This is a genomic window from Celerinatantimonas marina (assembly GCF_046054165.1).
In the GTDB taxonomy this organism is placed as follows: domain Bacteria; phylum Pseudomonadota; class Gammaproteobacteria; order Enterobacterales; family Celerinatantimonadaceae; genus Celerinatantimonas.
In genome coordinates this window covers 131451-157067 of the sequence record NZ_JBFNXK010000009.1, presented here as the reverse complement: position 1 = coordinate 157067, position 25617 = coordinate 131451, and the positions used below count along the sequence as shown (strand labels likewise).

The following is a 25617-nucleotide window of genomic DNA, read 5'->3' as shown; positions in this document are numbered from 1 at the left end:
CACTCTTTTTTCTCAGGGAAAACTCGCACTGATTTATTTTCCCCTTTTCTGAGGGGGAGTTAGAAGGGGGACCTTCCTGAAGGAACGGAGTTAACTTATTTTCGGATGATGCAAGCATCCGAATCATAAAAGCGTTAATCGGTAGTGATATGTAGCTCGGATACAACGTAGTGAAATCCGGGATATTTTGAATTAGCACTCTTTTTTCTCAGGGAAAACTCGCACTGATTTATTTTCCCCTTTTCTGAGGGGGAGTTAGAAGGGGGACCTTCCAGAAGGAACGGAGTTAACTTATTTTCGGATGATGCAAGGCATCCGAATCATAAAAGCATTAATCGGTAGTGATATGTAGCTCGGATACAATGCAATGGAATCCGGGGATGGATTGGTAGTGGTTTGAAGAATGATTCATACAAACAGAAGTAAGATTGAAAGGAAAAAGAGAGTTGAATAGAGAGGAAAATCCTCAACCCTTGCGGGCTGAGGACAATAAATTACCGTAACCAGTTGGTTTTACCCAACTCGATGAGTTCGCTGCCATCCCCATTAAGAACAGCTTTCATCATATAGACACTGAAGCCTTTGGCATGCTGCATTTTGACTTTAGGAGGCATGGCCAATTCTTGTTTAGCTGTTTTGACCGCTAGTAAGAATGGACCTTTACAGGCCATCATGCGATCAACCGCGGCTGGTAATGCTTCTGGATCCGTAACGGATTCTGATTCGATATTTACCGCTTTGGCAATGTCTGCGAAGTCTGGATTTTCCAAATCGGTATGGTGAGAATAAAAACCACTAGCTTTCATTTCCATAGCAACAAAGCCAAGAGAATTATTATCAAATACTACAATTTTAACCGGCAAGTTAAGTTGTTTAATGGTCACAATATCCCCCATTAACATGGTGAGCCCACCATCGCCACACATGGCAATGACTTGCCGATTGCGATCCATTCCTTGAGCGCCGATTGATTGGGCTAATGCATTCGCCATTGAACCGTGGTTGAATGAACCTAAAATGCGGCGTTTCCCATTCATTTCGAGATAACGGGCCGCCCAGACAGTTGGTGTACCAACATCACAGGTGAATACTGCATCTTCGGTGGCTTTTTCACTTAATAACCGGGCTAAATATTGGGGATGAATGAAGCCGTGACTACTTTTCCCGGTAGCGAGTTTATCCAAACCTTTACGGGCTTCATGATAGTGAGCCAGCGCTTTATCAAGAAAACGACGGTCATCTTTTTCTTTTAACAGGGGCTGTAAAGCATGCAAAGTGTCTTTGACATTACCGACTAAACCGTGGTCGATCTGAGTATGAGCGCCTAATGCTCCGGATTTGATATCGATTTGGATGACAGTGGCATTGTCTGGATAAAATTCACGATAAGGGAATGAGCTGCCTAAAATGACGAGAGTCGATGCATTTTCCATCGCGTGATAGCCTGATGAAAAACCGATTAACCCAGTCATACCAACATCATATGGGTTATCATATTCGATAAATTCTTTGCCGCGCATCGCATGAACAACCGGGGCTTTTAAGGTTTCAGCTAATTGGACGACTTCGTCATGCGCCCCTTTACATCCAGCACCGCAAAGCAGAGTGACTTGTTTAGCGTCGTTTAGAATATTAGCCACATTTTCTAGTTCAGATTGAGGGGGAACCAGAACGGGCTGTTTTGGAGTATGCCATTTGACTTTAGCTGTTTCTGGTACAGGTTTAAGAGCAATGTCACCTGGCAGCACAATAACGGCAACATCTTGTTCTAAAATCGCTTTACGCATGGCAATTTCTAAAACATAAGGCATTTGATCTGGATTACTGATCAATTCACAGTAAACACTACATTCTTTAAATAATTCCTGAGGATGGGTTTCCTGAAAATAGTTGGCTCCAATTTCGTGTGACGGAATATGGCTGGCAATGGCTAAAGTGGCAACGTGGCTGCGATGACAATCGAATAACCCATTAATTAAATGCATGTTACCCGGACCACAAGAGCCAGCACAGACAACGAGTTCATCACTAAGCTGACCTTCGGCACCAGTGGCAAATGCCGCTACTTCTTCATGCCGGGTTGGCATCCATTCTATTTCTTGGCGGCGTTGTAAACTATCACTAAGACCGTTGAGAGAGTCGCCTGTGACCCCCCAAATTCGTTTAATACCGGCGTGAGTCAATACCTCGGCGATATAGTCAGCAATACTTTGTTTCATGGAAATCCTCTTTTTATAGATTATTGGTCTTTATTGTTGAGGTTTATTGAAACCAATCTGATCCATGCCACTGAAGGGCTGTTGATCTTTGATGATTTTATTCTGTTCAAGTAAACACATGAACATGAGGTGTATGTTCGTTTTATGAATTAAGCAAACGGCATAACAAGCCCAGAATGCGTTTAAACGAACCTTTTAAGCAGTATTTAAGCAAAATCAGGCATCAGACACTGTCAGTGGAGAATTTCCACAAAGCACTGCCATTGGCTTGTCTTATTACGCTTAAGTCACTGCAAAATAATCAGCAAAGATCAACAGTCCCTAGGTTTAAGGCTTGATCATAGGTAGAAAATAAATGATCCAGGCGCTTACGTGGGCGACTAAACGAACCTCAACACATCTTCGGGAAAGAGCAAAACACCAGTCGGGAGAACCCCGTTTTTCGCAGAACGCTGACGATAGTGTCGATACTATCGGAGTCTTTTGAACCTGGCTGATAACGCAAGATTCAAGGTCTGGCTACATGCATGTGTAGTCTATGGCCCTTCCACGGGAGTCAGGTGACGCCAGTGTACTGTGCCGGTGTACGGGGCTATATTAGCGCTGAAGGGGGGGGGAATTCAATTAGAGCTAGCAAAAAAATAAAATATTTCTGAAACAAAAATCACAAAAACACAACATTTTCTTTGAATTGGTTCAAAATTTTAAAAAAATAATGAAATTGCGGAATGAGCTGCGCGTTTTGTCTTCTATAAATGATGCTTTTATCATAAAAAATCTGTAAGAAATGTGTGATAAGAAAAGCATCTTTTGAGCGCTTAAAGCTTAGGGGTAAAGTAGAAACTGTGATTCATAATAAAACGGAGTTTATCATTAGGGAGCTTTGTCAAGCAGAGTAGGGAGTTAGAATAGTAGATATTAAGTAGTGGATTAACCATGATGCTTGAGGTTCCTAAAAAAGGTTCAAGTTAATTAGTGTTTGTTGTATAAAACATCAAAATTATTGATGGTGAAGTTAGCTTTTAAATGATGGTCACTTTATTGACTTATGAAGGATTAGATACATTACATTTGGTTGTAGAAATAATGTATTCACTTTATTTCTACATGATATACTTTAGCCTGAGATAAAAGAAATGAACATCGAAAACATACTGATTTTTTCATTAATTAGTGGCTGTTTTCATTTATATGAACTATATACATAAAGTAGACATGTTAAATTCAATGAGCACTCTAGGAGCTGTAACCTAGGGGCGGTAGCGTGTAAAATTTTGGCCATTTATTATACTGTATAATTATTAATATAAATAAAAACATCAATAACGGAAGTTGTAAATGGTAACTCCATATGAGGGAAAGTATAAAAATTATTTTTATAAATATGATATAGGCCATACAATGATGAAATCGTCATTTATGATATAGTATAAAACGATTGAAAATTAGTATGAATGAATCATATATTCTATATGATTATTTTTGATAACTATAGTTATTTCCATGTGCTCTATATTCGGTAAAAACATACCTACATAAGCCCTTGGTGAATATTTTCATCTAAAATTTTTAGTCGTATAAACGTATCAACTCATGGATACATATCCATAATATAATTAATATTTTATTGATTATTTTTATTTAAAAATATATAAAATACTAATTGAAATTAATAATGTGATGTAGATATTGAATGTTAATTATGAAATCATGCTAATTTAAAAATAAAATTTATGACATGATTCTATAATGATTAGATATTAAGTATTGATTGTAAATTATATCTATTATGAAGATGTATAAAACAGCGAAAGTATAATTTTATAAAAATTTAAATATTTTGAAATAATGGATAAAATATGAAAGCAGTTATTTTAGCTGGCGGATTAGGAAATCGACTTAGTGAAGAAACTATTCTAAAGCCTAAACCGATGGTTGAAATTGGTGGAATGCCTATTCTTTGGCACATCATGAAAATTTATTCTTATTATGGTGTAAATGAGTTCATCATTTGCTGTGGTTACAAAGGTTATGTGATTAAAGAATACTTTGCTAACTATTTTATGCATATGTCGGATATTACCTTTGACATGGCGAATAATGAAATGCATGTCCATCATAAACGCGTAGAACCTTGGAAAGTTACCTTAGTGGATACCGGTGAAACATCAATGACAGGTGGCCGTTTACGCCGTGTGAAAGAATACTTGCAGGGTGAGTCTGAATTCTTTTTCACATATGGTGATGGAGTCGCGGATATTGATATTGGTAAGACTCTGGATTTTCATCGTTCTCATGGAAAACTAGCGACGCTTACCGCGACTTATCCTCTTGGACGTTTTGGAGCCTTGGCTATCACACAAAACCAAGTCCGTTCTTTTCGGGAAAAACCTAAAGGTGACGGTGGCATGATCAATGGGGGATTTTTTGTCTTATCTCCTAAAGTGATCGACTTGATTACAAGTGATCAGACCGTTTGGGAACAAGAACCTTTAAATACTTTGTCTTTGGATGGTGAGTTGATGGCCTATCAGCATGAAGGTTTCTGGCAACCGATGGATACACTACGAGATAAGATAAAATTAGAAGAACTTTGGAATAACCATTGTGCCCCTTGGAAACTATGGGAGTAATAATGCCTTCTACCACTTTCTGGAGAGATAAAAAAGTTTTCGTAACGGGCCATACTGGCTTTAAAGGCAGTTGGCTGACACTTTGGTTAGCCTCCATGGGGGCCAAAGTGAAAGGGTATGCGCTTGAGGCGCCAACCGAGCCCAGCTTATTTCAGGTGGCCGATATCGCGGGGATGTGTAAATCACACCAGATTGGTGATATTCGGGATGTGTCGGCGTTATATCAGTCCATAAAAGCTTATCAGCCAGATATTGTCATCCATATGGCGGCGCAGCCATTGGTGCGATATTCCTATGATCATCCGATTGAGACCTATGAAACCAATGTGATGGGCACGGTTCATCTACTGGATGCTGTGCGTCGATTAGATTCTGTACGTGCCGTTGTCTGCGTGACCAGTGATAAATGTTATGACAATCGCGAATGGGTTTGGGGATATCGCGAGACCGAACCTATGGGAGGGTATGATCCCTACTCAAACAGTAAAGGTTGTTCTGAGCTGGTGGTCAGTGCTTATCGCAATTCATTTTTTAATGCTGATGACTATTCCCAGCATGGCGTTGCTGTTGCGTCTGTGCGGGCTGGGAATGTGATTGGTGGCGGTGATTGGGCTTTGGATCGTTTGATCCCAGATATTCTCAAAGCTTTTGAACAACAACAAACCGCCAATATACGTCATCCGTATGCGATTCGCCCATGGCAACATGTATTAGAACCTCTGTCTGGATATTTGGTTTTAGCGGAAGCGCTTTATACGCAAGGTCCAACGTTTAATGGGGGATGGAATTTCGGCCCTCACAGCAGTGATGCTAAACCGGTACAATACATCGTTGAAAAACTTGCAAAGCTGTGGGGCAACAATGCATCGTGGTGTATCGAAGAGGGGCAACACCCTCATGAGGCTCATTATTTGAAACTGGATTGCTCCAAGGCGGCACAACTGTTGAATTGGCATCCGCGTTGGAATTTAAACAGGACATTAGAGATGATTGTCAACTGGCATCAGAGTTGGTTGAGCAATACAGACATGCAGTGCTACAGCCTGAATGAAGTCGCTGTTTATACAATGGCCATGGACGACGAATGACAGAGCAAGAGTTGAGATTAGAGATCGCACAGTTAGTCGGTCAATTTGCAGAGCAAAGATATCAGAGTAAGGAGTTCTCGCCTGGTACCGATGTTGTCCCACCATCAGGTAAGGTGATCGGAAAAGAAGAATTGCAACAAATGGTTGAGGCCTCTCTGGATGGTTGGTTAACCACCGGGCGTTTTAACCATGAGTTTGAAAAAAAGCTTGGAAAATTTTTAGGGATCTCTCATGTATTGACGACGACTTCGGGCTCGTCAGCCAATTTGCTTGCCTTGACAGCATTGACATCACCTAAGCTCAAAGAGCGAGCGCTTAAAGCTGGTGATGAAGTCATTACTGTGGCTGCAGGCTTCCCTACAACAGTGAATCCAATCATTCAAAATGGATTGGTTCCTGTATTTGTTGATGTCGATATTCCTACTTATAACATTGATGCAAGTCTTATAGAGACGGCTGTTTCTGATAAAACTAAAGCCATTATGATTGCCCATACTTTAGGTAATTCGTTTAATTTAGCAGAAGTTAAACGAATAGCTGATAAATATAAATTATGGTTAGTCGAGGATTGCTGTGATGCATTGGGAACGCGCTATGATGGCAAGTTAGTCGGAACCTTTGGTGATATTGCTACAGTTAGTTTTTATCCGGCTCACCATATCACTATGGGCGAAGGTGGTGCTATATTTACTAAATCAGCCAAGCTTAAAACGATTATTGAGTCTTTCCGTGATTGGGGGCGTGATTGTTATTGTGAGCCTGGGTGTGACAATACCTGTAGTCAACGGTTTTGCCAGCAATTAGGGTCTTTACCATTTGGTTATGACCACAAATATACATACTCGCATCTAGGGTATAACTTAAAAATTACCGATATGCAGGCGGCATGTGGTGTTGCTCAACTCGATAAATTGTCTGATTTTATTAAGGCTCGTAAAGCTAATTACGCCTACCTTAAAGAAGGTTTACAAAGCTGCAGTGAATTCATTGAATTGCCGGAAGCGACTAAAAATTCTGATCCTTCATGGTTTGGTTTCCCTATCACGCTAAAAGAGAATGCAGATGTCACACGCGTTCAACTCATTCAGTTTCTGGATGAAGCTAAGATCGGTACGCGTTTGTTATTCGCGGGTAACTTGACTCGACAACCCTATTTTGCCAATGTCAATTATCGGGTGGTGGGTGAATTGACCAATACGGATCGAATTATGAATCAAACCTTCTGGGTTGGTATCTACCCCGGGCTTAGTCATGCACACCTTGATTATGTTATTAAAAAATTTGAAGAATTTTTTAGACTGAGTTTCTGATATGACATCGATTGTGATCACAGGTGTCACTGGGTTTCTTGGTAGTCACTTAGCGCGATATTTTATTACTGAGAAATATGATGTTTATGGAATAAAGAGAGAACACTCCTCTCTTGATAAGCTAAAAGATATTTCATCATCGATTAACTTTATTAATATCGACAAAGATAGCCTGCCAGAGCAATTAGCTGCTATAAAGCCTGCTGCCATATTCCATACAGCTTGTAGTTATGGCCGGAAAAATGAAAAACCTAGTAGTATTCTAGAGACGAACTTAATTTTTTCTTTACAAATATTGGAAGCGGCAATAGATGCTGAAGTAGAGTGTTTTATCAATGCTGATTCAGCGTTAGCTCATGATGTAAGTGATTATGCACTGAGTAAGTTTCAGTTTAAGCAATGGGGCATTTGCTTAAAAGATAACATTCAATTTATCAATCTACGTATTGAACATATGTATGGCGTGGGTGATGATGACTATAAATTCGTTAAATGGTTTGTAAATCAACTTCATCAACAAAGTGAGGTTATTCCTCTGACGACGGGGGAACAACAGAGAGATTTTATTTATATTGAGGATGTTGTTGCTGCATTTGCCACTGCTTTCAACAAACGGAATGAACTCGGAGCTTTTGTTGAGCTTGATGTGGCAACAGGAGTGGCTATTCCTGTTAAGCAATTTCTACAAGAAATTGTTACGCAATATTCATCCATGTTTTCTCTCCCTAAAAGTATTTTGCAATTTGGTGCTATCCCCTATCGCAAGAATGATGCGATGAGCCCTGGTATCGATCCAGGTCAGATGAAAAGCTTAGGATGGCAACCTAAAGTAAGTCATAAAGAAGGGATCATTAGAATGTTAGAGTCGCTAAAATGAAATATTTAATTACTGGTGGTTGTGGTTTTCTTGGATCAAATATTGCTGAACAATTACTTGCTAATGGCGAAGAGGTAACTATTTTTGATAGTCTGTATCGCTATGGAAGTTATCAAAACTTAGAATGGCTTAAAACTATTGGTGATTTTCATTTTATTCATGCTGATATTCGAAATACGAATGATGTTGAAAGAGTCATTAAAGAAACTCAACCGGATGTTATCTATCACCTCGCTGGACAAGTTGCTATGACCACGTCCATAGCTGATCCTCGTATGGACTTCGAAGTAAATGCGATGGGGAGCTTTAATTTACTCAATGCTGTGCGTCAGTTTTCCCCTTATTGTTCTATCATCTATTCGTCGACAAATAAGGTTTATGGTGATTTAGAACAATTTCATTATAAAGAAACAGCAACAAGATACGAATGTGTCGAGATGCCTAATGGATTTGATGAATCTGTTAATCTGGATTTTCATTCACCATATGGGACATCAAAGGGCTGTGCAGATCAGTATATGCTCGATTTCCATCGTATCTATGGATTGAATACCGTTGTTTTCCGCCACTCCTCTATGTTTGGTGGCCGACAGTTTGCTACCTATGATCAGGGATGGGTTGGCTGGTTTGTTCAAAAGGCAATTGAGATTAAGAATGGTACCGCCAAGGAGCCGTTCACAATATCTGGTAATGGGAAGCAAGTCAGAGATTTATTATATGCAAATGACTGTGTTAATTTATATTTGAATGCTAGTCAAAAAATTGAACAGCTTAAAGGGAATGCCTTTAATATCGGTGGCGGAATAGATAATTCGTTATCGATACTTGAGTTATTCTATTTCTTAGAGAATAAATTAAATATCAAGATGAATTATACACAATTAGCACCTCGAATAAGTGATCAAAAAGTCTTTATTGCTGATTTTGAAAAAATAAGAAGAATAATAGACTGGAATCCAAAAATTACTTGGAGTGAAGGAGTTGAAAAAATATATAACTGGTATGCATCCTTATAAATTAACATATTGTATTTATAGTATATATTTACAATAATATTGAACTCTGTAATTTATTTGCTAATTATACAAAACTATTCATAAATATATTAAAAATAATAAGAAATATTTATTAGTGAAGGTGTTATATTGAAAATACTACATATTGTCGCTGGTGATTTATTGGATGGGGCGGCAAGAGGTGCATATGGGCTTCATCTTTCTTTAAGAGACAAAGGTATTCATAGTGTCATTCTCAGCAATTCAAGTTCATCATATGGAGATGATGGTGTTGTTTTATCAGGAAAAACTATATTTGATAAACTAAAAAATTATTTTAGAAGAAAATTCGATAAAATTTTCATAAAATTTTATAAAAATCGTAAAAATTATATTTTTAGCACTGGTATGATAGGCATTAAATTTAAGAAATTATCAGAATATAAAGAAGCTGATATTATTCATTTACATTGGATTAATGATGGTATGATAAATATCAAAGATTTTTATGGCGTGAATAAGCCAATTGTATGGACTATTCGTGATATGTGGCCATTTACTGGGGGGTGCCATTATGCTATGCAATGTAAAGGATATCAGCAGAGTTGTCATTATTGTCCACAGCTTCAAGCTAAAAGTAAAAATAACTTAGCAAGTTTTATTCTCAAAAGAAAAGAAAAAAATTTACCTAAAAATATTAAATTAGTAGGTATCAGTCATTGGATAACATCTAAAGCTTTAGAAAGTCAATTATTTAAAAATTTTGATGTGCGGACTATTTTTAATAATGTTAATTGTGATATTTTTTCTCCAATAGAAAAAAGTATTGCGAGAAGTGCACTGAAAATTAACACAAGAAAAAAGGTAATATTATGTGGCGCATCTAAACTAGATGAATTTTATAAAGGATTGGATCATTATATCAGTGCGTTAGAGTTTCTGGATCAGGAAAAATATTTCTTATGTTTTTTTGGTAATTTTGATTCTGAAATTATTAGAAATCTTGGGTTTGAATATATCAGTTTTGGTTATTTAACCGATCCAGTGTCGTTGAAATCTTTATATAGTAGTGCAGACGTATTTATTGCTCCAAGCATTATGGAAGCATTTGGAAAGACATTAGCTGAGTCGATGAGCTGTGGGACTCCAGTCGTCTGTTTTGACGCGACAGGCCCAAAAGATATTGTTGATCATAAAGTTAATGGATATAGGGCCGAAGCTTTTATACCTAAAGATTTAGCTAATGGAATCGAGTGGATTGTAGATTCTGAAAATTATAATGAATTAGTCAATAATGCGATTCAGAAAGCTAAAAATAATTTCGATAGTCCTCTTATCGCTGAACAATATATTAAATTGTATAGAGAATTATTATAATTGGACATAAAATGGTCTAACTACTTCTAAATTTAATGATGCAATTTATTAGCTGTTATCCTAATAAAAAGAGTTATAGCATGACACCGTTAAGATTTTTACATATACCGAAAACTGCAGGTACTACATTTACTAATATTCTTAAACGTCAGTATGTTAGAAAAAAGAAGTTTGAATTTACTGGTAATATGGCATTGGATCTCAAGAGATTTGAGTCGCTACCGGAAAGTGATAAAGAACAAATTGAATTGTTTACAGGGCATGCACCCATTGTAACCGGTGTAAATCAAGCAGACAACGCGACTATTATCACATTCCTTAGAGATCCGATAAGTCGTGTTAAATCTTTTTGCCAACATGTTTCTGAAGGTAAAAGTCCATGTCTAATTGATAATTTTCCCCCAAAGACTTTTAATTTAGATACCTTTTTAGAAAGCGGATATGGCGAGTTATCCAACTTACAAACTCAGATGCTAGTCAATCATTGGGGCGAATCTGGATCTTCGATCTCGATTAAGAATATGCCTGATTCGGAAGTGATAGATATTGCATTATATAGTTTATTTAATAAAGTATCGTATTTTGGTCTTCAAGAATACTTTGATGAAAGTCTAATGATTTTTAGTTCAGCTATGAAATGGAGGATACCTTTGTATACTGCTGAAAATAAAAAAAGCACTAGCAAATTAATTAAATTTGAGAGGCGTCATTTAGAACGTATTGCAGAGTTGAATGCAATAGATATAGAAGTTTATAAGGTTGCTAAAGAAAAATTTATATCTAAGTTTAATAGCATCGCATTTAATAAAAAAAAACTGAAATCATTTCAACTTATTAATAATCCAGCATCTATTCTTATCAAGAATGGAAAAGAAATTATAAGATTAACAAAATATTTTAATCGATCTTGAACATAAGTCACTTATGAATACACCTGTTCATATATACTTAGCTATTCCTTCATATAATTTGAGCTGGCGGAGCCTGACGGGGTGAATTGCTATTTTTGACCCAGTTTCGAAGGGCACGATGCTACCATGATCATCCGTGAGTTATTTGTCTGCATATCGATGACCTGTTTGGTCTGGACATACATAATATTGAAATAGATGTGAAGGTTTTGTGTGCTCTATTTACGCGATATATGTTGGATTGAAGATGGGATATGTGTTGAGAGCGGTAGTTCATTGGTCTTTGTTATCAGACATAAAGTGCTTTTTTCGGTTTTCATTCAAAACAATAACATACGTTTTGAATGTTATTGTTTTGAATGTTATGATTCTTTCTATTTTTGTATATATACGAAATACCATGCATTTAATACCAATTTGCTAATCATTGAAAGCATGCTAACTAAGTGTTTTTTAAGTAATTAGTAGATATTTGTATGCGGTTGTACTATACCATGAATACATGGTAATCATCTCATTTAATGAGCTCTCTGGGAGCTATAACCCAGGGGCGGTAGCGTAATTAAAATTTGCCTAATTTTCAATCTATAAAGCCAGTTGCAGTAATAACAACATTAATAATGTTTTCTATACATAAAATGTGAATTGTAGAAGACGAAATCATATCCGGTGAAAATACAGACTAATTAGGAATGAAAGGAATGAAAAGAAAGCATTGGCGATCCCTTTATTGTCAGCAAAGTTATCGTCTAAAACAGCTCACAAGCTTGTTATGTAGTACTTTTTTAATTGTTACGGCAGCTCATGCTTCCCCCTGGATGGAAGCAGATGATGCTTATCTTCGATCCGATTTACAAGTACTGGCTGATGCCGGTTTAATTACAACTCCCATAAATACTTATCCTATCCGCTGGTCCCGCATTGATGGTGAACTGCAAAAAGTAGATTCTAGTCAATTGACTCAAACACTTCGGCAATCTTACGATCATGTTTCCTATGCTTTAGAAAGTGCGTTAATGGACCGTGGCAACCGGCGGTTTAAAGCAGCTTATGCGCGATCTCCCCGTAATGACGGTAGTTTTGCGGCTCCTGTTACTGATAAGTGGCAGGGACAGACTAGTTACGAATTAACCTCTAGTTCTTATGCATTTCGAGCTGCCGCAGGATATCAACGTTCATTGGATAAATGGGGTAATAGTAATAACGATTATAGCTTGGATGATAGTTATATTGCGGGTAATTTAGGCAATTTGAGTGTTAGTTTCGGCGCTTTACAGCGTTGGTGGGGACCCTCTTGGATTTATAATTTGGCTTGGGGGCATACCTCAAGAGCCATTCCGGGGATCGATGTGGCTTATGATGGTTACCAATGGCCTTTGATCGGCAGTCTCCATGTCGAAAGTTTCATCGGTAATACTAAAACGCCAAACCATAATCGTAAGGTGTGGTCCAGTCGATTAGAGTTTAGCCCGGCGAGTTGGTTAAATATTGGCCTTGGGTATCATAAATGGTTTGATAAAGCGAGCATTGGGGGCTATTTGACGGGTATTTATAGTGCTAATGATTCAAAGCAGGAACAGTATCATGGCGATATTCGTTTGAGCCTTCCCCAAATAAATATAGGACAACATACTCTGACTCAGAGTGTCTATGGACAAGCAGCAACATTGATTGATGATCATAGTTTAGGTGCCTATGTTGTAGGCTGGCAAGGTCAGGTTAATGTCGGACAACAGTATTTACGGACTATCGTTGAAGTCAAACAGCTTTCAAATGATGCCAAAGGACAATGGCAACATTTTATGGCTAATCGTTCACAAATGCCCGGGTTAAATTATTGGAGTGCTATGAATAATAGCGATATGGGCGAATCCCAGGCGATTAAATTGTTATGGGTAACTCCCGGAGATTGGGAATGGATGATTCAAGGGCAGCGCTATGATGACCTAACAAATGATAGCCATAATCGTGGGGTTGCTTCTATTAGTTTCCCATTAGCTTTCAGCCGAGTCACTTTCGGTTCTGATTATGATCCAGACGCAGTTAGTAGCCATGACAAATGGAATTATTGGGGAAGTTTGGATTTTCGTTTTTAACGTATTCTGTAATTTGGTATTGTTTGGACCTTGGATGAAGTGAATGAATAATAAGTTATTACAAACGGCCGTTTTTGCCTTCGGTCTGATAAATTTTACGGCTATTGCTGCCCCTAATTTTTCCGCCGCGCAAATCGCCCAGTTCCAGCAATTGCCTCGGGCGCAGCAACAGGCTCTGGCCCGGCAATATGGGGTTAATATTAATGACCTAACAGCGGCGGGTTCCACATCAACCACAACATCGCGTCCCCCGGTGCAGACGATTTCTCCAAGGCCACAAAATAGAGAAACAGATCAGCATCTTGATTCACAGGCGAATAATCAGCAATTAATTAATTTTGGTTATGACCTATTTTCAGGTCAACCTTCCAGCTATACCCCAATTGATGATTTGCCTGTTCCTAACAACTATTTAATTGCCCCTAATGATGAAATTGATGTGCAGTTATTTGGTAGCCAGAACACCAGCTATGCATTAGATGTTTCTCGTGATGGTAGTATTCAATTTCCTGAACTTGGGCCGATTCATGTTGCTGGTCAAACCTTTAAAGAATTAAAAGCAAATTTAACCAATCGCATTAAAAAACAGATTTTAGGGGTTGATGTTTCTATTTCGTTGGGTTCACTGCGGATGATGCAGGTGTATGTGACCGGGGATGTTTATCAGCCAGGCGCCTATAATATTCCCAGTTTAGCGACAGTGACTCAGGCGCTAATTGCTGCAGGTGGTTTTCGTCAGAGTGGATCGTTACGGGATATAACCATTCGTCGCAATAATAAAGTGATTGATCATCTCGACCTTTATGAATTGTTGCTCAAAGGTAAAACGGATCATGATATCCGATTACAATCCGGGGATACGGTTTTTGTCGCGGCTAAAGGGCAATCAGTGAGTATCGACGGGCAGGTTAGACGGCCTGCTGTTTATGAAATTAAATCAGGTGATTCATTAGGTCAGTTACTTGCTGATGCAGGAGGAAGCCAAGCCAATGCTTATCTACAGCAGGTTCAGATTAAGCGTTATTCAGCTAGTGGTGAACAGGTGTTGACCAAAGATCTGACAACATCTGAAGGTAAATCATTTCATCTTCAGGATGGAGATAAAGTTCATTTAGCTCCTGTTAGTGAACAGTTACTGCATTCAGTCATTGTTCGTGGCGCGGTAACGCGTCAGGGGGCTTTTGCATTCCGTAACGGGATGAAAATTGCGGATTTATTTTCTAATAAAGAAGATGATTTATTACCTAACACTGATCAAAATTATGCTTTAGTGGTTCGGGAAATTGATGCGTTACATCATATTAAAGTTTTGCAATTTAATTTAGGTCATGCCATCCGTCAGCCAGAGAGTGCTGATAACCTGATCTTAAAAGACAGTGATCAGGTCGTCGTTTTTGCTAATGACCTCCAGGTTCAATCGTGGCAAGAACCAGAGACACATTTAGCAACAAGCACCATTCAGAGTACTCAAAATGTTGTAAATGGTTCTTCCGCTAATTCTGCTGCACTGGCGGCTGCAGGAAGTGAGCAAGCCGCTAATGCTGATTTGCAGAATAGCCGATCGAATCAGGTTCAGATAGACCATGATACTGGAGTCCAGATTGTAACGACACCAAAGAGTCGTTCTAATTTATTTAATAATTCAGATAATACCAATCAGCAGGCTTCTTCACCTGATTCACGGGAAAATTTATTGCAGCCTATTTTACATCGGTTACGTCAGCAAGCCGTGAATGGGCAGGCGGTACAAATATATGAAATTGCTGGAGCGGTTAAATATCCGGGGACGTATCCTTTAGTTGAGGGAGCTTCTATCAAAGCTGCAATCGCGGCCGCTGGGGGATTATTGGAGTCTGCCGCAAAAGATGAAGCCGAATTAACTCGAGCATTAGTCATGCCCGGGCAAGTTTCGCTGGCTCATCAGAAATTCGATTTAGCTAAGATATTACAAAATCAGCAGCAGGCCAATTTTGCATTGCAGTCGAAAGATCGAATCGTGATTCAACGTAAAACTAATTGGACGGTTGATAATACGGTTGAAATTCAAGGAGAGGTTCGTCATCCCGGGACTTACACCATTGGTAAAGGTGAAACGATTGCTGATTTAGTCGCCCGGGCCGGAGGATTAACTCAATATGCCTATCCCCAGGCGGCTATTTTTAGCCGAGAATCACTCCGTTTGCAAGAGCAACAACGTAAACAGATGATGGCCAATAATTTACGCCAGGAGATCGCTTCTTTGGCGCTGAGACGTCAGACTAATACGGCTACCTATAATTCAACACCACAGGAAGCGATGCAGGTGGCTGATCAGTTGGCAAATATCCCCGCCATTGGGCGTTTAGTCATTAAGTTGCCCAATATTTTACGTGGCGATGAGCATAGTGATGTGATGTTGGAAAATGGGGACCGTTTATATATACCGCCACAACGGAATACTATTTCTGTGATAGGGCAAGTTCAGTTAGCGAGTAACTTTACTTATGATCCATCTAAATCCGTTGAGCAATATATTGACGCTGCCGGTGGCGCTAAAAAGCAAGCCGATGTAGATCGCATTTATGTGATTCAAGCCAATGGAGCTGTCATGTTGCCGAACCGTTCGTTCTGGTTTAGTCGAAGTCATCGAAAATTACAACCCGGTGACACAATTATTGTACCAATTGATACGGATTACCTTGATGGTTTAAGTACACTAGCAACAGCAACACAAATAATGTATCAGATTGGTGTCGCCTGGAAGGCGATTAACTAGACGCCTTCTTTTATTTCCTCCCCTTTGCAAGGGGAGGTTAGCTAGGGTTCTAAAACCCTTCAATCATTAATAGTGAATCGGCGCTATAAACTTTGATGCCTATTTGCAAACGCTTTGATGGACTCTTTTATGTCAGAAATACCTAACCCACAATCAGCACAACCTACTTATTATCCGGTACCACAAAATAGTGATGATGAAATTGATTTAAGGGAATTATTTTCTGTTATCTGGCAAGGGAAATGGTGGATTATTTTAAGTGCTATTATTTTCGGTATCATCGGTGGTATATATGCGGTTGAACAACCGAATATTTATGAATCTAGTGTTTTAATTGCTCCGGCTGAGAATAATAATACAACGAGTATAATGGCTAATTTAGCTAGTCAATATAGCGGCCTTGCCTCTCTGGCTGGTATTAATCTAGGTAATTCAGTCGCTGGCAAAGGTGTTTATGATCTTCAGGTATTGCAATCACGTAAATTTATTGGTGATTTTATTAATCGGCATCATCTTAAACCACTCTTGATGGCAACTAAAGGTTGGGATAAAAAGACTGAAAAATTTGAATATAATACGAAATTATATAATCCACAGACTAAACAGTGGCTTATTGATGATGACGGTAAAAGCCTTGAGCCATCATATTTTAAAAGTGTTAATTATTTTATAAAAAAAATATTAGATATCGAAATAAATGAAAAAATTCGTATGGCGACAATTTCTATACAATTTTATTCGCCAACAGTTGCTCAGCAGTGGGCAACCTGGTTAGTTGATGATTTAAATGAAGACCGCCGAGAGCAGGATATGACTGAAGCTCAAAATAACATGAAATATTTAGAGCAGCAGTTACACCAGACCAGTTTGGCTGATAACCGAACGATGCTATATCAGCTGATTGAACAACAAACGAAAACCTTGATGTTAGCTAAAGTAAGAAAGGAATATTCATTTAGAACTGTGGATCCTGCATTGGTTGCTGAGCGTCATGTTAAGCCTAAACGAAGTCTATTTGTTATTGTTGCATTTGCTCTAGGTGGTTTATTAGGAATTATTTTTGTAGTATATCTAAAATTTATTAAAAATAATTAATTCAATATAATCCTTATTTCAGATAATAAGTGCGACACTCATGGAAAAGCGTAGAAGAGCAGGGAAAGCGCATGAACATCCCTGATTTTAAAGGGCTGAGCTAAGAATAGAGTTTTTTATATTATCTCGATTTTAATTGACCACTCTCACATATTTTCACATTTACAAAGGATCGATTTGTAGATCATTTTCATTGTTTTCTAATGGTTTCGTATTAAAAAACGGAGCCTTTTTATGACCAGTTTAACGAACCCATTTATGCATTTTTCAGCGTTAACCGATTACCGACAAACGGGCAAAGTCACTCACAAATTATCAGATATTATTTTGCTGACGGTTTGTGGTGTTTTATCGGGACAAGATACATGGGAAGGCATTGTTGATTTTGGTGAAATGAGACGAGATTTTCTCAATCATTACGGCAATTTTTCAGCGGGCATTCCGTCTGCTGATACAGTGGCAAGAGTGGTGGGTTTACTCAATCCGAAAGAGTTCCAATCGGCTTTTATTGACTGGATGAAAGACTGCCATGAGCTCACGAAAGGCGAGGTTGTCGCGGTGGATGGAAAGACGGTGAGAGGCTCTTACAATAAAGCCAAAGGTAATCAAACGATCCATATGGTTAACGTGTTTGCGACAGCCAATGGTGTTTGTTTGGCGCAATCAAAAGTGAACGAGAAAACCAATGAGATCACGGAGATACCTAAGCTACTGGAAATATTAGATATTGCCGGTTGTTTAATCACGATTGATGCAATGGGTTGCCAACGAAAAATAGCTCAGAAAATCGTGGATAAAAGCGCAGATTACTTGTTGGCAGTAAAGGGAAATCAAGGCAGTTTAGAGCAGGCATTTAACGATTACTACAAGCCTTCGATGTTGATGAAGTTTGATGGTGATAGTTACTCAAGTCAGGACAAAAGTCATGGTCGATTAGAGACGCGATGTGCACTGGTGAATGAAGACTTGAGTGTGCTAGGTGCCCTTGAGTACGAATGGCCAGAATTAAAGTGCATGGGCATCATGGTCAACGTAAGACAAGAAAACGAGCATGCGTCAGAGAAAGAGGTATCGGTACGCTACTACATCAGCTCGAAAAATTGAGTGCGGAAGAGCTGCATAATGCGAGCAAAAGTCATTGGTTAGTAGAGTCAATGCACTGGCAATTAGATGTGGGATTTAGAGAAGATAAATGCCGTATCAGAGTAGACGATCGAGCAGAGGAATTATCAAGGATCCAACAGGCGTGTTTTAACTTATTGAAGCAGGAAACCAGTGCGAAAGGTGGCATTCAGCGAAAGAGGATGCGGTGCGCGATGGATGAAAACTACTTAAGTAAGGTGCTCGGAAGCCTTGAATGACGGGAATGTTCATGCGGTTTCCGTGACCAATGATAAAAAATGGCGTATCAATTGATGAGCATGAATTTTGTTAACTTATAATAATTATATTTATTAGTGTCATATATATTGAATAGTATTTATCCCAAGGAGGGATAGTGGTTAAAGATAATTTAATACAAAAAATTTTTTTTCAATATTTAACTAATACCTCCTGGATGATGGTAGAACAAATTCTAAGAATTATCTCTGGATTATTTATAGGTGTCTGGGTTGCTCGATACTTAGGACCAGAAGAGTTTGGCCTTTTAAGTTATGCCATAGCCTTTAGTGCAATATTTGGAGGAATAGCAAAACTAGGATTGGATAGCATAATTGTTCGTGAGATTGTAAATAAACCTCATATGAAGGAGGCTTATCTTGGTACTGCGTTCTGGTTAAAGTTGACAGGTGCAATAGGTGTAATATGTTTAATAGTTGCTATATTACCGTTCTTAGAAAATAACACATATACAAATGTACTAATATTAATAGTTAGCACTAGTTATTTACTTCAGTGTTTTGAAGTAGTTGACTTTTATTTCCAATCTCAAGTACGTATTAAACTGGTATCAATTTGTAAAATTATTCAACTATTACTTTCATCGGTAATTAAAATATATCTAATTAAATCTCATTCAAGTTTAATTTTATTTGTTTCTGTGGTTGTTTTTGATTCATTTAGTCTGGCTATTTGCTATGCGTGTGCTTATATTTGGAGTGAGAAAATAAATTTTTATAAACGCTTTGATTTTTCCATCGCGAGGAGTTTAATTAATGATTCTTGGCCATTAATTTTATCGGCTATGGTTGTTATGATGTATATGCGAATTGATCAAATTATTATTAATAAAATACTTAATTCTTATCAACTTGGCTTGTATTCAGGTGCTATACGATTGATTGAAATATTATACATACCAGCATCAATAACAATTAAATCATTATCGCCATATTTTTTAAGAAAGAATATTAATAATGAATATTTTGCCTATGCTGTTTTATCACAGATAATTTTTATTATCGGCGTTGTACTTGCAGCGATTTCAGTGTGTTGTTCTCATTTTTTCTATTTAAAAATTTTCGGTATTTCATATGTGAAATCGTCCGAGTACTTCAACTGGTTAACTATTTCGTTGCTCTTCTTTTACTTATCAGTACCATTTTCTAGCTATTTTGTTAAATATGGATTGTTGAAGTTTCAATTATTTATAACTGTAGTTTCTTTGATTATAAATATAGTATTGGATTTATTCTTAATTCCAAAATATGGTGTTAAAGGCGCAATATTTTCAACTATTATTGCTCGAGCTTGCACATCACTTTCCATATATATGGTTGATAAAAAATTGTTCTTTGTGCAACTTAAGAGTTGTCTGTTTTTGAATTTAGGTAAGGTAAATAAATTATGATTTTTTATATTGCTACAACATTTAGAGAGTTCGATGGGTCCGCTAATGATCAAATCCAACGCCTTTTTTTAGAAAGATTATCCAGCGAGTCAGAAGTTGATATAAAACTTATAGTAACAACTTTTGGAGAGCGGAATGTAAAAAAAACTTTAGATGAATACATGCTCAACTACGAAATTTTTGAAGAAGAAAAAAATAACTATCGATTTTCTTTAACAAATGTGCTGCTAAATGCAATTAATAATTCATATATAAATCCAAATGATTTTGTTATATGGACTACCTGTGATGTGATATTTGATCATAATTTCTTTCTATCAATAAAAAATCATGCGCAAATGTGTACCAAAGGAATATCAATAGTATCACATCCCCACCTTATTTTTAGTGATATTCAAGCTCTCAAGGACAACAGGTATGTAATACATGGTCCAAATGATGGCATAGATTTTTTGGGTTTCTCTGGGGCTGCATTAAGTGAAGACTTTAAAAGAGATATAAAACTTAATTTTTTTTCAGATTGGGGGGTTTTTGAACACTTTCTTGTAGCTGTAGCTGTAAAAAATAATTTAAAAAGGATTAATTTATTTTCTGAAACTAAGGCAAAGAAAATATGTAACGATAGACTTGTCAACAATGAAAATGATAAATATTTTCAAATGTCATTGAATAAAAATTGGCCTGTTTTAAATGACTATATTAAAAAATATTCCTTATCTAAAAAATTCAAATACTTGGTATATTGTAATCTGCAATACAGTATACCTAGTATTATTAATTTAATTGTATATCGAATACGGTTTACAGCTAATTATGCGAGTTATACTAAATTATCTATCAAGTCTTTTATTAGTTCGAAAATTCCATACAAATTAAAATGTAAGATAAAAAAGGTGCTCATTAAATGAAAATAGCTGTTATTGGTTCAGGAATTTCAGGATTAGCGATAGGAAGAATTTTAACAAATAGGGGAGATGATGTTACTATTTATGAGAAAAAATCTGTGGCAGGAGGTATAGCTAGAACAAAAACAGTCGATGGTATATCTTATCATGTAACTGGAGGTCATTGTTTCAATTCCAAACATCAAGATGTGTTAGATTTTGTTTTTAAAAAAGTTCTTAATAGAGAGCAATGGCACAAAGTTGAGCGAAAGTCGAGAATCAATTTTAAAGGGCATCTCGTTAGCTATCCCATTGAATTCGCTATGAAAGAGATTGCCAAGTTTGATCTTGAAATGGCAACAAGTATGGTTAATGATTATTTTAATACTGGATATGAAGATAGGAAAAATCTGGCAAGTTGGTTCAAAAGTAAGTTTGGTGTAAAGTTGGCTGAAGAATATTTCATCCCTTATAATGAAAAAATTTGGAATCAAAAGGCTGATTCAATGATGCCCGACTGGGTTGAAGATAAATTGCCTTTACCTGACAAGAATGCCTTTACTAAGGCACTTCTTAAATCGAATAGAGATACAATGCCTCATAGCTCCTTTTATTATCCAAATTCAAATAATCAAAATACATTTATAGATTCGTTGAGTAAAGGACTAAATATTGTTTTTGATACTCCAGTTCATTCGGCTGTATATACAGGTAATAAATGGATTTTAAATAATGAAATCGAATTTGATGTGGTTATAAGTACTATGCCGCTCAATATATTGCCTTATTTATTCTCTAATGTACCTGATGACGTTAGACTTGCGGCAACTAAGTTAAAATATAACAAAGTTTCAACCATGTTATGGAAGACATCTGGAAATACAGACACTTGGACCTATCATCCAGACAAAGATACGTTATTCCATAGACATATCCATATTGGAAATTTTTTTGATCCAAAAAATAATTATTCAATTACTGAAGCCGTTGGTGAACATTCTTTTCAGAAAATGAAAAATGAAGGGGAAAAATTTGAGTATTTAATAGAACCTTTAGATTATTATGTATCTGATCATGCTTATGTTGTATTTGACCATAATTATCATCTATCTAGAAAAACTGTTATGAATTATATTGATGAAAAAATTAATTTTTATACTCTGGGTAGATTCGGAGAATGGGAATATTATAATATGGACATATGTATTAAAAAAGCGCTTGATTTATATTCACAGATTAATAATAAAATTTGACCTCGCTAAGGTGGTTTTATGAGTGAGTTGAATTTGGCTCCTGTTGTATTATTTGTTTATAATAGATTAGAGCATACGAAAAAGACTATTAATTCATTATTGAATAATAAATTAGCATTATATACAGATTTATATATATATTCTGATGGTCCAAAAAATAACAAAGACGAAAAAAAAATTCTAGATTTAAGAAATTATATAAGTACTATTGATGGCTTTGCATCCGTATCTATAATTCATTCCCTAAAAAATAAAGGCTTGGCTCAATCTATTATTGAAGGAGTCAGTAATATTATTGAAAAATATGGTAAAGTTATTGTTCTTGAAGATGATATGATTACATCTCCTTATTTTCTTAATTTTATGAATAACGCATTAGTATTTTACGAATTTGAAGATAAGGTGTGGCACATTAGTGGTTGGAATTACCCGATTAATTTACCTGTTGAGGATGATGCTTTTTTTTGGAAAGTAATGAATTGTTGGGGATGGGCCACGTGGGCAGATCGTTGGAAATACTTCACTAAAAATCCTGAATTTCTTATAAATGAATGGTCTGATGATAAGAAAAAAGAATTTGATTTAGATGGGTCAGGTATATTTTGGAACCAAGTCGTAGCTAACTATAACCAAGAAATAAATACTTGGGCTATTTTCTGGTATGCCTCTATATTTGTAAATAATGGCTTATGTTTGAATCCGACGCAGTCTTATGTATATAATATAGGTTTAGATGGAACAGGTACTAATTGTGGGAAAGAATATAGTAATGGGAATGATTTATTATGTGAAATTAATTCCCCAAGATTACCTATAAACACTGTTGAAAATTCCGTAGCAGTCGAAGAAATAAAAAAATTTTTTAGAAAACAAAAAAAGAACTTTTTACTTCGGATGATAAAAAAAATCACACGAATATTATTTCGTTAAGGCCATACAGTGAAAGTTTTAATTGTAAATACTTCTGATATTCTTGGAGGAGCAGCACGAGCTGCGTACCGATTACATAGATCGCTGTTAGTATCAGGTGTAAATAGTCACATGTTAGTTCAAGATAAATCGTCGGATGATTATTCTGTAATTGGCCCTGATTCATTTAGACAAAAACTATCGAGTAAAATTCGCCCTGTAATTGATAGATTTCCTATTTATCGATATAAAAATCGCAATCAAACCTTGTTTAGTCCTAGTTGGCTACCTTTTTCAGAAATAGTAGATAAAATTAATCAATTTAATCCTGATATTGTACATCTGCATTGGATTGCTGGTGGTATGCTTCGTATTGAAGATATAGCTAAAATAAAAGCTCCTATCGTTTGGAGCCTACATGATAATTGGGCATTCACCGGGGGATGTCACATTATGTGGGATTGTCAGAAGTACAAGACTACTTGTGGTTGTTGTCCTGTGTTAGGAAGTCTTAAAGAAAGAGATTTAAGTTATTCGATTTTCTTTCGAAAGAAAAAAGTTTTTGACAAAAAAAAGGGAATGGTTATTGTCGGGGTATCTGAGTGGATCGCTAATTGTGCTAAAGAATCAAGTTTATTTAAACATCATAAAGTAGTTTGTTTACCTAATCCTATTAATACAAATACATATTCTCCTTTTGATAAATTAAATTCACGTGAACTATTTAATCTACCTATAGATAAAAAATTGATTGCTTTTGGCGCAATGGATGCTACGAGTGATCTGAATAAGGGGTTTAAAGAATTATCTAAGGCATTATCTTACTTGGATAAGGAAAATATTGAACTAGTTGTCTTTGGCAGCAGTAAGCCAAAGGAATCTATATCGTTTAAACATCATGTCCATTATTTAGGTCAATTGAAAGACGATGTTAGTTTGCGTGTATTATATAGTGCGGTGGATGTAATGGTTGTTCCTAGTAGACAGGAGGCTTTTGGGCAAACGGCTTCTGAAGCAATGGCTTGTGGGACACCTGTTGTAGCTTTCGGTATAACAGGATTATTAGATATTATTGATCATAAAAAAAATGGCTATCTTGCGGAACCTTGTAATGTTGTTGACTTGTTTGAAGGAATAAATTGGGTTCTTTATTCGTCAGAATATGAACAATTATGTAATAATGCTAGAAATAAAATAACTGAAAATTTTGATAGTAAGTTGATTGCTGAAAAATATATTCAGCTATACAGAAAAATTTTATGTAACAGTTTATAAATTTAATAAAGAATGAGTATATATTTATTATGAAAAAAGCTTTAATTACTGGTGTCACCGGTCAAGACGGTTCATATTTGGCAGAATTTTTGTTGGAAAAAGGCTATGAAGTCCATGGAATTAAGCGTCGAGCCTCTTCGCTAAATACAAAGCGTATAGATCATCTATATCAAGATCCCCATGAGAATAATCCAAAACTTAAATTACACTATGGTGATTTATCTGATAGTTCCAATCTAACGAGAATATTACAAGAAGTCCAACCTGATGAAGTTTATAATTTGGCTGCTCAATCTCATGTTGCTGTATCATTTGAGTCACCCGAATATACAGCCGATGTTGATGCTCTCGGGACATTGAGATTATTGGAGTCTATCCGATTCCTTGGATTGGAAAAGAAAACTCGTTTTTATCAAGCCTCAACATCTGAACTTTATGGATTAGTACAGGAAACACCTCAAAAAGAATCGACTCCATTTTATCCTCGTTCTCCATATGCTGTTGCTAAACTATATGCCTATTGGATCACAGTCAATTATCGTGAAAGTTATGGGATGTATGCGTGCAATGGAATTTTATTTAATCATGAATCTCCTCGCCGAGGAGAAACTTTTGTAACTCGCAAGATTACTCGAGGTTTAGCAAATATCGCACAAGGTTTAGATTCTTGTTTGTATATGGGGAATATGGATTCTTTAAGAGACTGGGGCCATGCGAAAGATTATGTTCAGATGCAATGGTTAATGTTACAGCAAGAAAAACCAGATGACTTTGTCATAGCAACCGGTCGCCAGTATTCCGTGCGCCAATTTATTATATGGAGTGCCTCTGAGCTTGGTATAGAACTTGAGTTTCAGGGAACAGGTGTAGATGAAATTGGTGTCGTGAAATCTGTTTCTGGTGAAGATGCTCCAAATATAAATGTTGGAGATATTATTGTTCGAGTCGATCCACGCTATTTCCGCCCCGCTGAAGTCGAAACGCTTCTTGGTGATCCAGCTAAGGCTAAGCGAAAGTTAGGATGGGAACCTGCAACGACAGTCGAGCAGATGTGCTCTCAAATGATGAAAGAAGATCTCAAAATAGCTAAACAGCATGCATTTATGAAGGCTAATGGTTTTGATATCCCAGTGGCTATGGAGAATTAGA

17 protein-coding genes and 1 pseudogene are annotated in these 25617 nt (G+C 36.7%); 17 read left to right on the top strand and 1 reads right to left on the bottom strand.

Features of this window, described 5'->3' with window-relative positions; all coding sequences use genetic code 11:
* Window positions 1-494: 494 nt before the first annotated feature.
* Entirely contained in the window at window positions 495-2219 is a 1725-nt protein-coding gene (poxB, locus tag ABUE20_RS11800; protein ID WP_408620128.1) for a ubiquinone-dependent pyruvate dehydrogenase, read from the bottom strand.
* 1859 nt (window positions 2220-4078) lie between these two features.
* Between poxB and rfbF the strand changes: the two genes are divergently transcribed.
* The 17 genes and pseudogenes from rfbF to gmd all read left to right on the top strand — a co-directional run bounded on the left by rfbF (window position 4079) and on the right by gmd (window position 25616).
* Window positions 4079-4852, top strand: a complete 774-nt coding sequence (rfbF, locus tag ABUE20_RS11795; RefSeq protein ID WP_408620127.1) for a glucose-1-phosphate cytidylyltransferase — start codon at window positions 4079-4081, stop codon at window positions 4850-4852.
* A gap of 2 nt (window positions 4853-4854) precedes the next feature.
* Entirely contained in the window at window positions 4855-5940 is a 1086-nt protein-coding gene (gene rfbG, locus ABUE20_RS11790) for a CDP-glucose 4,6-dehydratase (protein ID WP_408620126.1), read from the top strand.
* The gene (gene rfbH / locus ABUE20_RS11785; protein WP_408620125.1) at window positions 5937-7250 is read left to right on the top strand and encodes a lipopolysaccharide biosynthesis protein RfbH; all 1314 of its coding nucleotides are present in this window, start codon (window positions 5937-5939) and stop codon (window positions 7248-7250) included. The genes rfbG and rfbH overlap by 4 nt, the downstream gene beginning before the upstream one ends.
* 1 nt (window position 7251) lies before the next feature.
* Window positions 7252-8127, top strand: coding sequence for an NAD-dependent epimerase/dehydratase family protein (locus ABUE20_RS11780; RefSeq protein ID WP_408620124.1), 876 nt, complete (start codon window positions 7252-7254; stop codon window positions 8125-8127).
* Window positions 8124-9143, top strand: coding sequence for a GDP-mannose 4,6-dehydratase (locus ABUE20_RS11775; RefSeq protein ID WP_408620123.1), 1020 nt, complete (start codon window positions 8124-8126; stop codon window positions 9141-9143). The genes ABUE20_RS11780 and ABUE20_RS11775 overlap by 4 nt, the downstream gene beginning before the upstream one ends.
* 129 nt (window positions 9144-9272) lie before the next feature.
* Entirely contained in the window at window positions 9273-10499 is a 1227-nt protein-coding gene (locus ABUE20_RS11770; protein WP_408620122.1) for a glycosyltransferase family 4 protein, read from the top strand.
* Window positions 10500-10579: 80 nt separating this feature from the next.
* Window positions 10580-11410 (top strand): sulfotransferase family 2 domain-containing protein, encoded by an 831-nt coding sequence (locus ABUE20_RS11765; RefSeq protein ID WP_408620121.1) that lies wholly within the window; start codon window positions 10580-10582, stop codon window positions 11408-11410.
* Window positions 11411-12111: 701 nt separating this feature from the next.
* Window positions 12112-13506 (top strand): capsule assembly Wzi family protein, encoded by a 1395-nt coding sequence (locus tag ABUE20_RS11760; RefSeq protein ID WP_408620120.1) that lies wholly within the window; start codon window positions 12112-12114, stop codon window positions 13504-13506.
* A 43-nt stretch (window positions 13507-13549) separates the two neighbouring features.
* Entirely contained in the window at window positions 13550-16261 is a 2712-nt protein-coding gene (locus ABUE20_RS11755) for an SLBB domain-containing protein (protein WP_408620119.1), read from the top strand.
* 129 nt (window positions 16262-16390) lie between these two features.
* Window positions 16391-17356, top strand: a complete 966-nt coding sequence (locus ABUE20_RS11750; protein ID WP_408620118.1) for a Wzz/FepE/Etk N-terminal domain-containing protein — start codon at window positions 16391-16393, stop codon at window positions 17354-17356.
* Between the two features lie 234 nt (window positions 17357-17590).
* A pseudogene (locus ABUE20_RS11745) lies at window positions 17591-18717 on the top strand (ISAs1 family transposase).
* 137 nt (window positions 18718-18854) lie between these two features.
* Window positions 18855-20147: a flippase gene (locus ABUE20_RS11740; RefSeq protein ID WP_408620117.1), complete on the top strand. Its 1293-nt coding sequence runs from the start codon at window positions 18855-18857 to the stop codon at window positions 20145-20147.
* Complete coding sequence (locus ABUE20_RS11735) at window positions 20144-21055, top strand: hypothetical protein (RefSeq protein WP_408620116.1); 912 nt, start codon at window positions 20144-20146, stop codon at window positions 21053-21055. Before ABUE20_RS11740 ends, ABUE20_RS11735 begins: the two co-directional genes overlap by 4 nt.
* The gene (locus ABUE20_RS11730) at window positions 21052-22284 is read left to right on the top strand and encodes a protoporphyrinogen/coproporphyrinogen oxidase (protein ID WP_408620115.1); all 1233 of its coding nucleotides are present in this window, start codon (window positions 21052-21054) and stop codon (window positions 22282-22284) included. The genes ABUE20_RS11735 and ABUE20_RS11730 overlap by 4 nt, the downstream gene beginning before the upstream one ends.
* 18 nt (window positions 22285-22302) lie before the next feature.
* Window positions 22303-23214 (top strand): sugar transferase, encoded by a 912-nt coding sequence (locus tag ABUE20_RS11725; protein ID WP_408620114.1) that lies wholly within the window; start codon window positions 22303-22305, stop codon window positions 23212-23214.
* A gap of 9 nt (window positions 23215-23223) precedes the next feature.
* Window positions 23224-24468 carry a glycosyltransferase family 4 protein gene (locus ABUE20_RS11720; protein WP_408620113.1) on the top strand — a complete coding sequence of 415 codons (1245 nt, stop codon included), beginning with the start codon at window positions 23224-23226 and terminating at the stop codon, window positions 24466-24468.
* A 29-nt stretch (window positions 24469-24497) separates the two neighbouring features.
* Window positions 24498-25616: a GDP-mannose 4,6-dehydratase gene (gene gmd, locus ABUE20_RS11715; protein ID WP_408620112.1), complete on the top strand. Its 1119-nt coding sequence runs from the start codon at window positions 24498-24500 to the stop codon at window positions 25614-25616.
* Window position 25617: the final 1 nt, after the last annotated feature.

Excerpts from the sequence above, each read along its gene's own strand:
- ABUE20_RS11755 (WP_408620119.1), top strand. The coding sequence starts at position 13,550 with ATGAATAATAAGTTATTACAAACGGCCGTTTTTGCCTTCGGTCTGATA.
- poxB (WP_408620128.1), bottom strand. The coding sequence starts at position 2,219 with ATGAAACAAAGTATTGCTGACTATATCGCCGAGGTATTGACTCACGCC.
- ABUE20_RS11760 (WP_408620120.1), top strand. The coding sequence starts at position 12,112 with ATGAAAAGAAAGCATTGGCGATCCCTTTATTGTCAGCAAAGTTATCGT.
- ABUE20_RS11765 (WP_408620121.1), top strand. The coding sequence starts at position 10,580 with ATGACACCGTTAAGATTTTTACATATACCGAAAACTGCAGGTACTACA.
- ABUE20_RS11735 (WP_408620116.1), top strand. The coding sequence starts at position 20,144 with ATGATTTTTTATATTGCTACAACATTTAGAGAGTTCGATGGGTCCGCT.
- rfbH (WP_408620125.1), top strand. The coding sequence starts at position 5,937 with ATGACAGAGCAAGAGTTGAGATTAGAGATCGCACAGTTAGTCGGTCAA.
- ABUE20_RS11780 (WP_408620124.1), top strand. The coding sequence starts at position 7,252 with ATGACATCGATTGTGATCACAGGTGTCACTGGGTTTCTTGGTAGTCAC.
- ABUE20_RS11730 (WP_408620115.1), top strand. The coding sequence starts at position 21,052 with ATGAAAATAGCTGTTATTGGTTCAGGAATTTCAGGATTAGCGATAGGA.
- rfbG (WP_408620126.1), top strand. The coding sequence starts at position 4,855 with ATGCCTTCTACCACTTTCTGGAGAGATAAAAAAGTTTTCGTAACGGGC.
- ABUE20_RS11775 (WP_408620123.1), top strand. The coding sequence starts at position 8,124 with ATGAAATATTTAATTACTGGTGGTTGTGGTTTTCTTGGATCAAATATT.
- ABUE20_RS11750 (WP_408620118.1), top strand. The coding sequence starts at position 16,391 with ATGTCAGAAATACCTAACCCACAATCAGCACAACCTACTTATTATCCG.
- ABUE20_RS11725 (WP_408620114.1), top strand. The coding sequence starts at position 22,303 with ATGAGTGAGTTGAATTTGGCTCCTGTTGTATTATTTGTTTATAATAGA.
- rfbF (WP_408620127.1), top strand. The coding sequence starts at position 4,079 with ATGAAAGCAGTTATTTTAGCTGGCGGATTAGGAAATCGACTTAGTGAA.
- gmd (WP_408620112.1), top strand. The coding sequence starts at position 24,498 with ATGAAAAAAGCTTTAATTACTGGTGTCACCGGTCAAGACGGTTCATAT.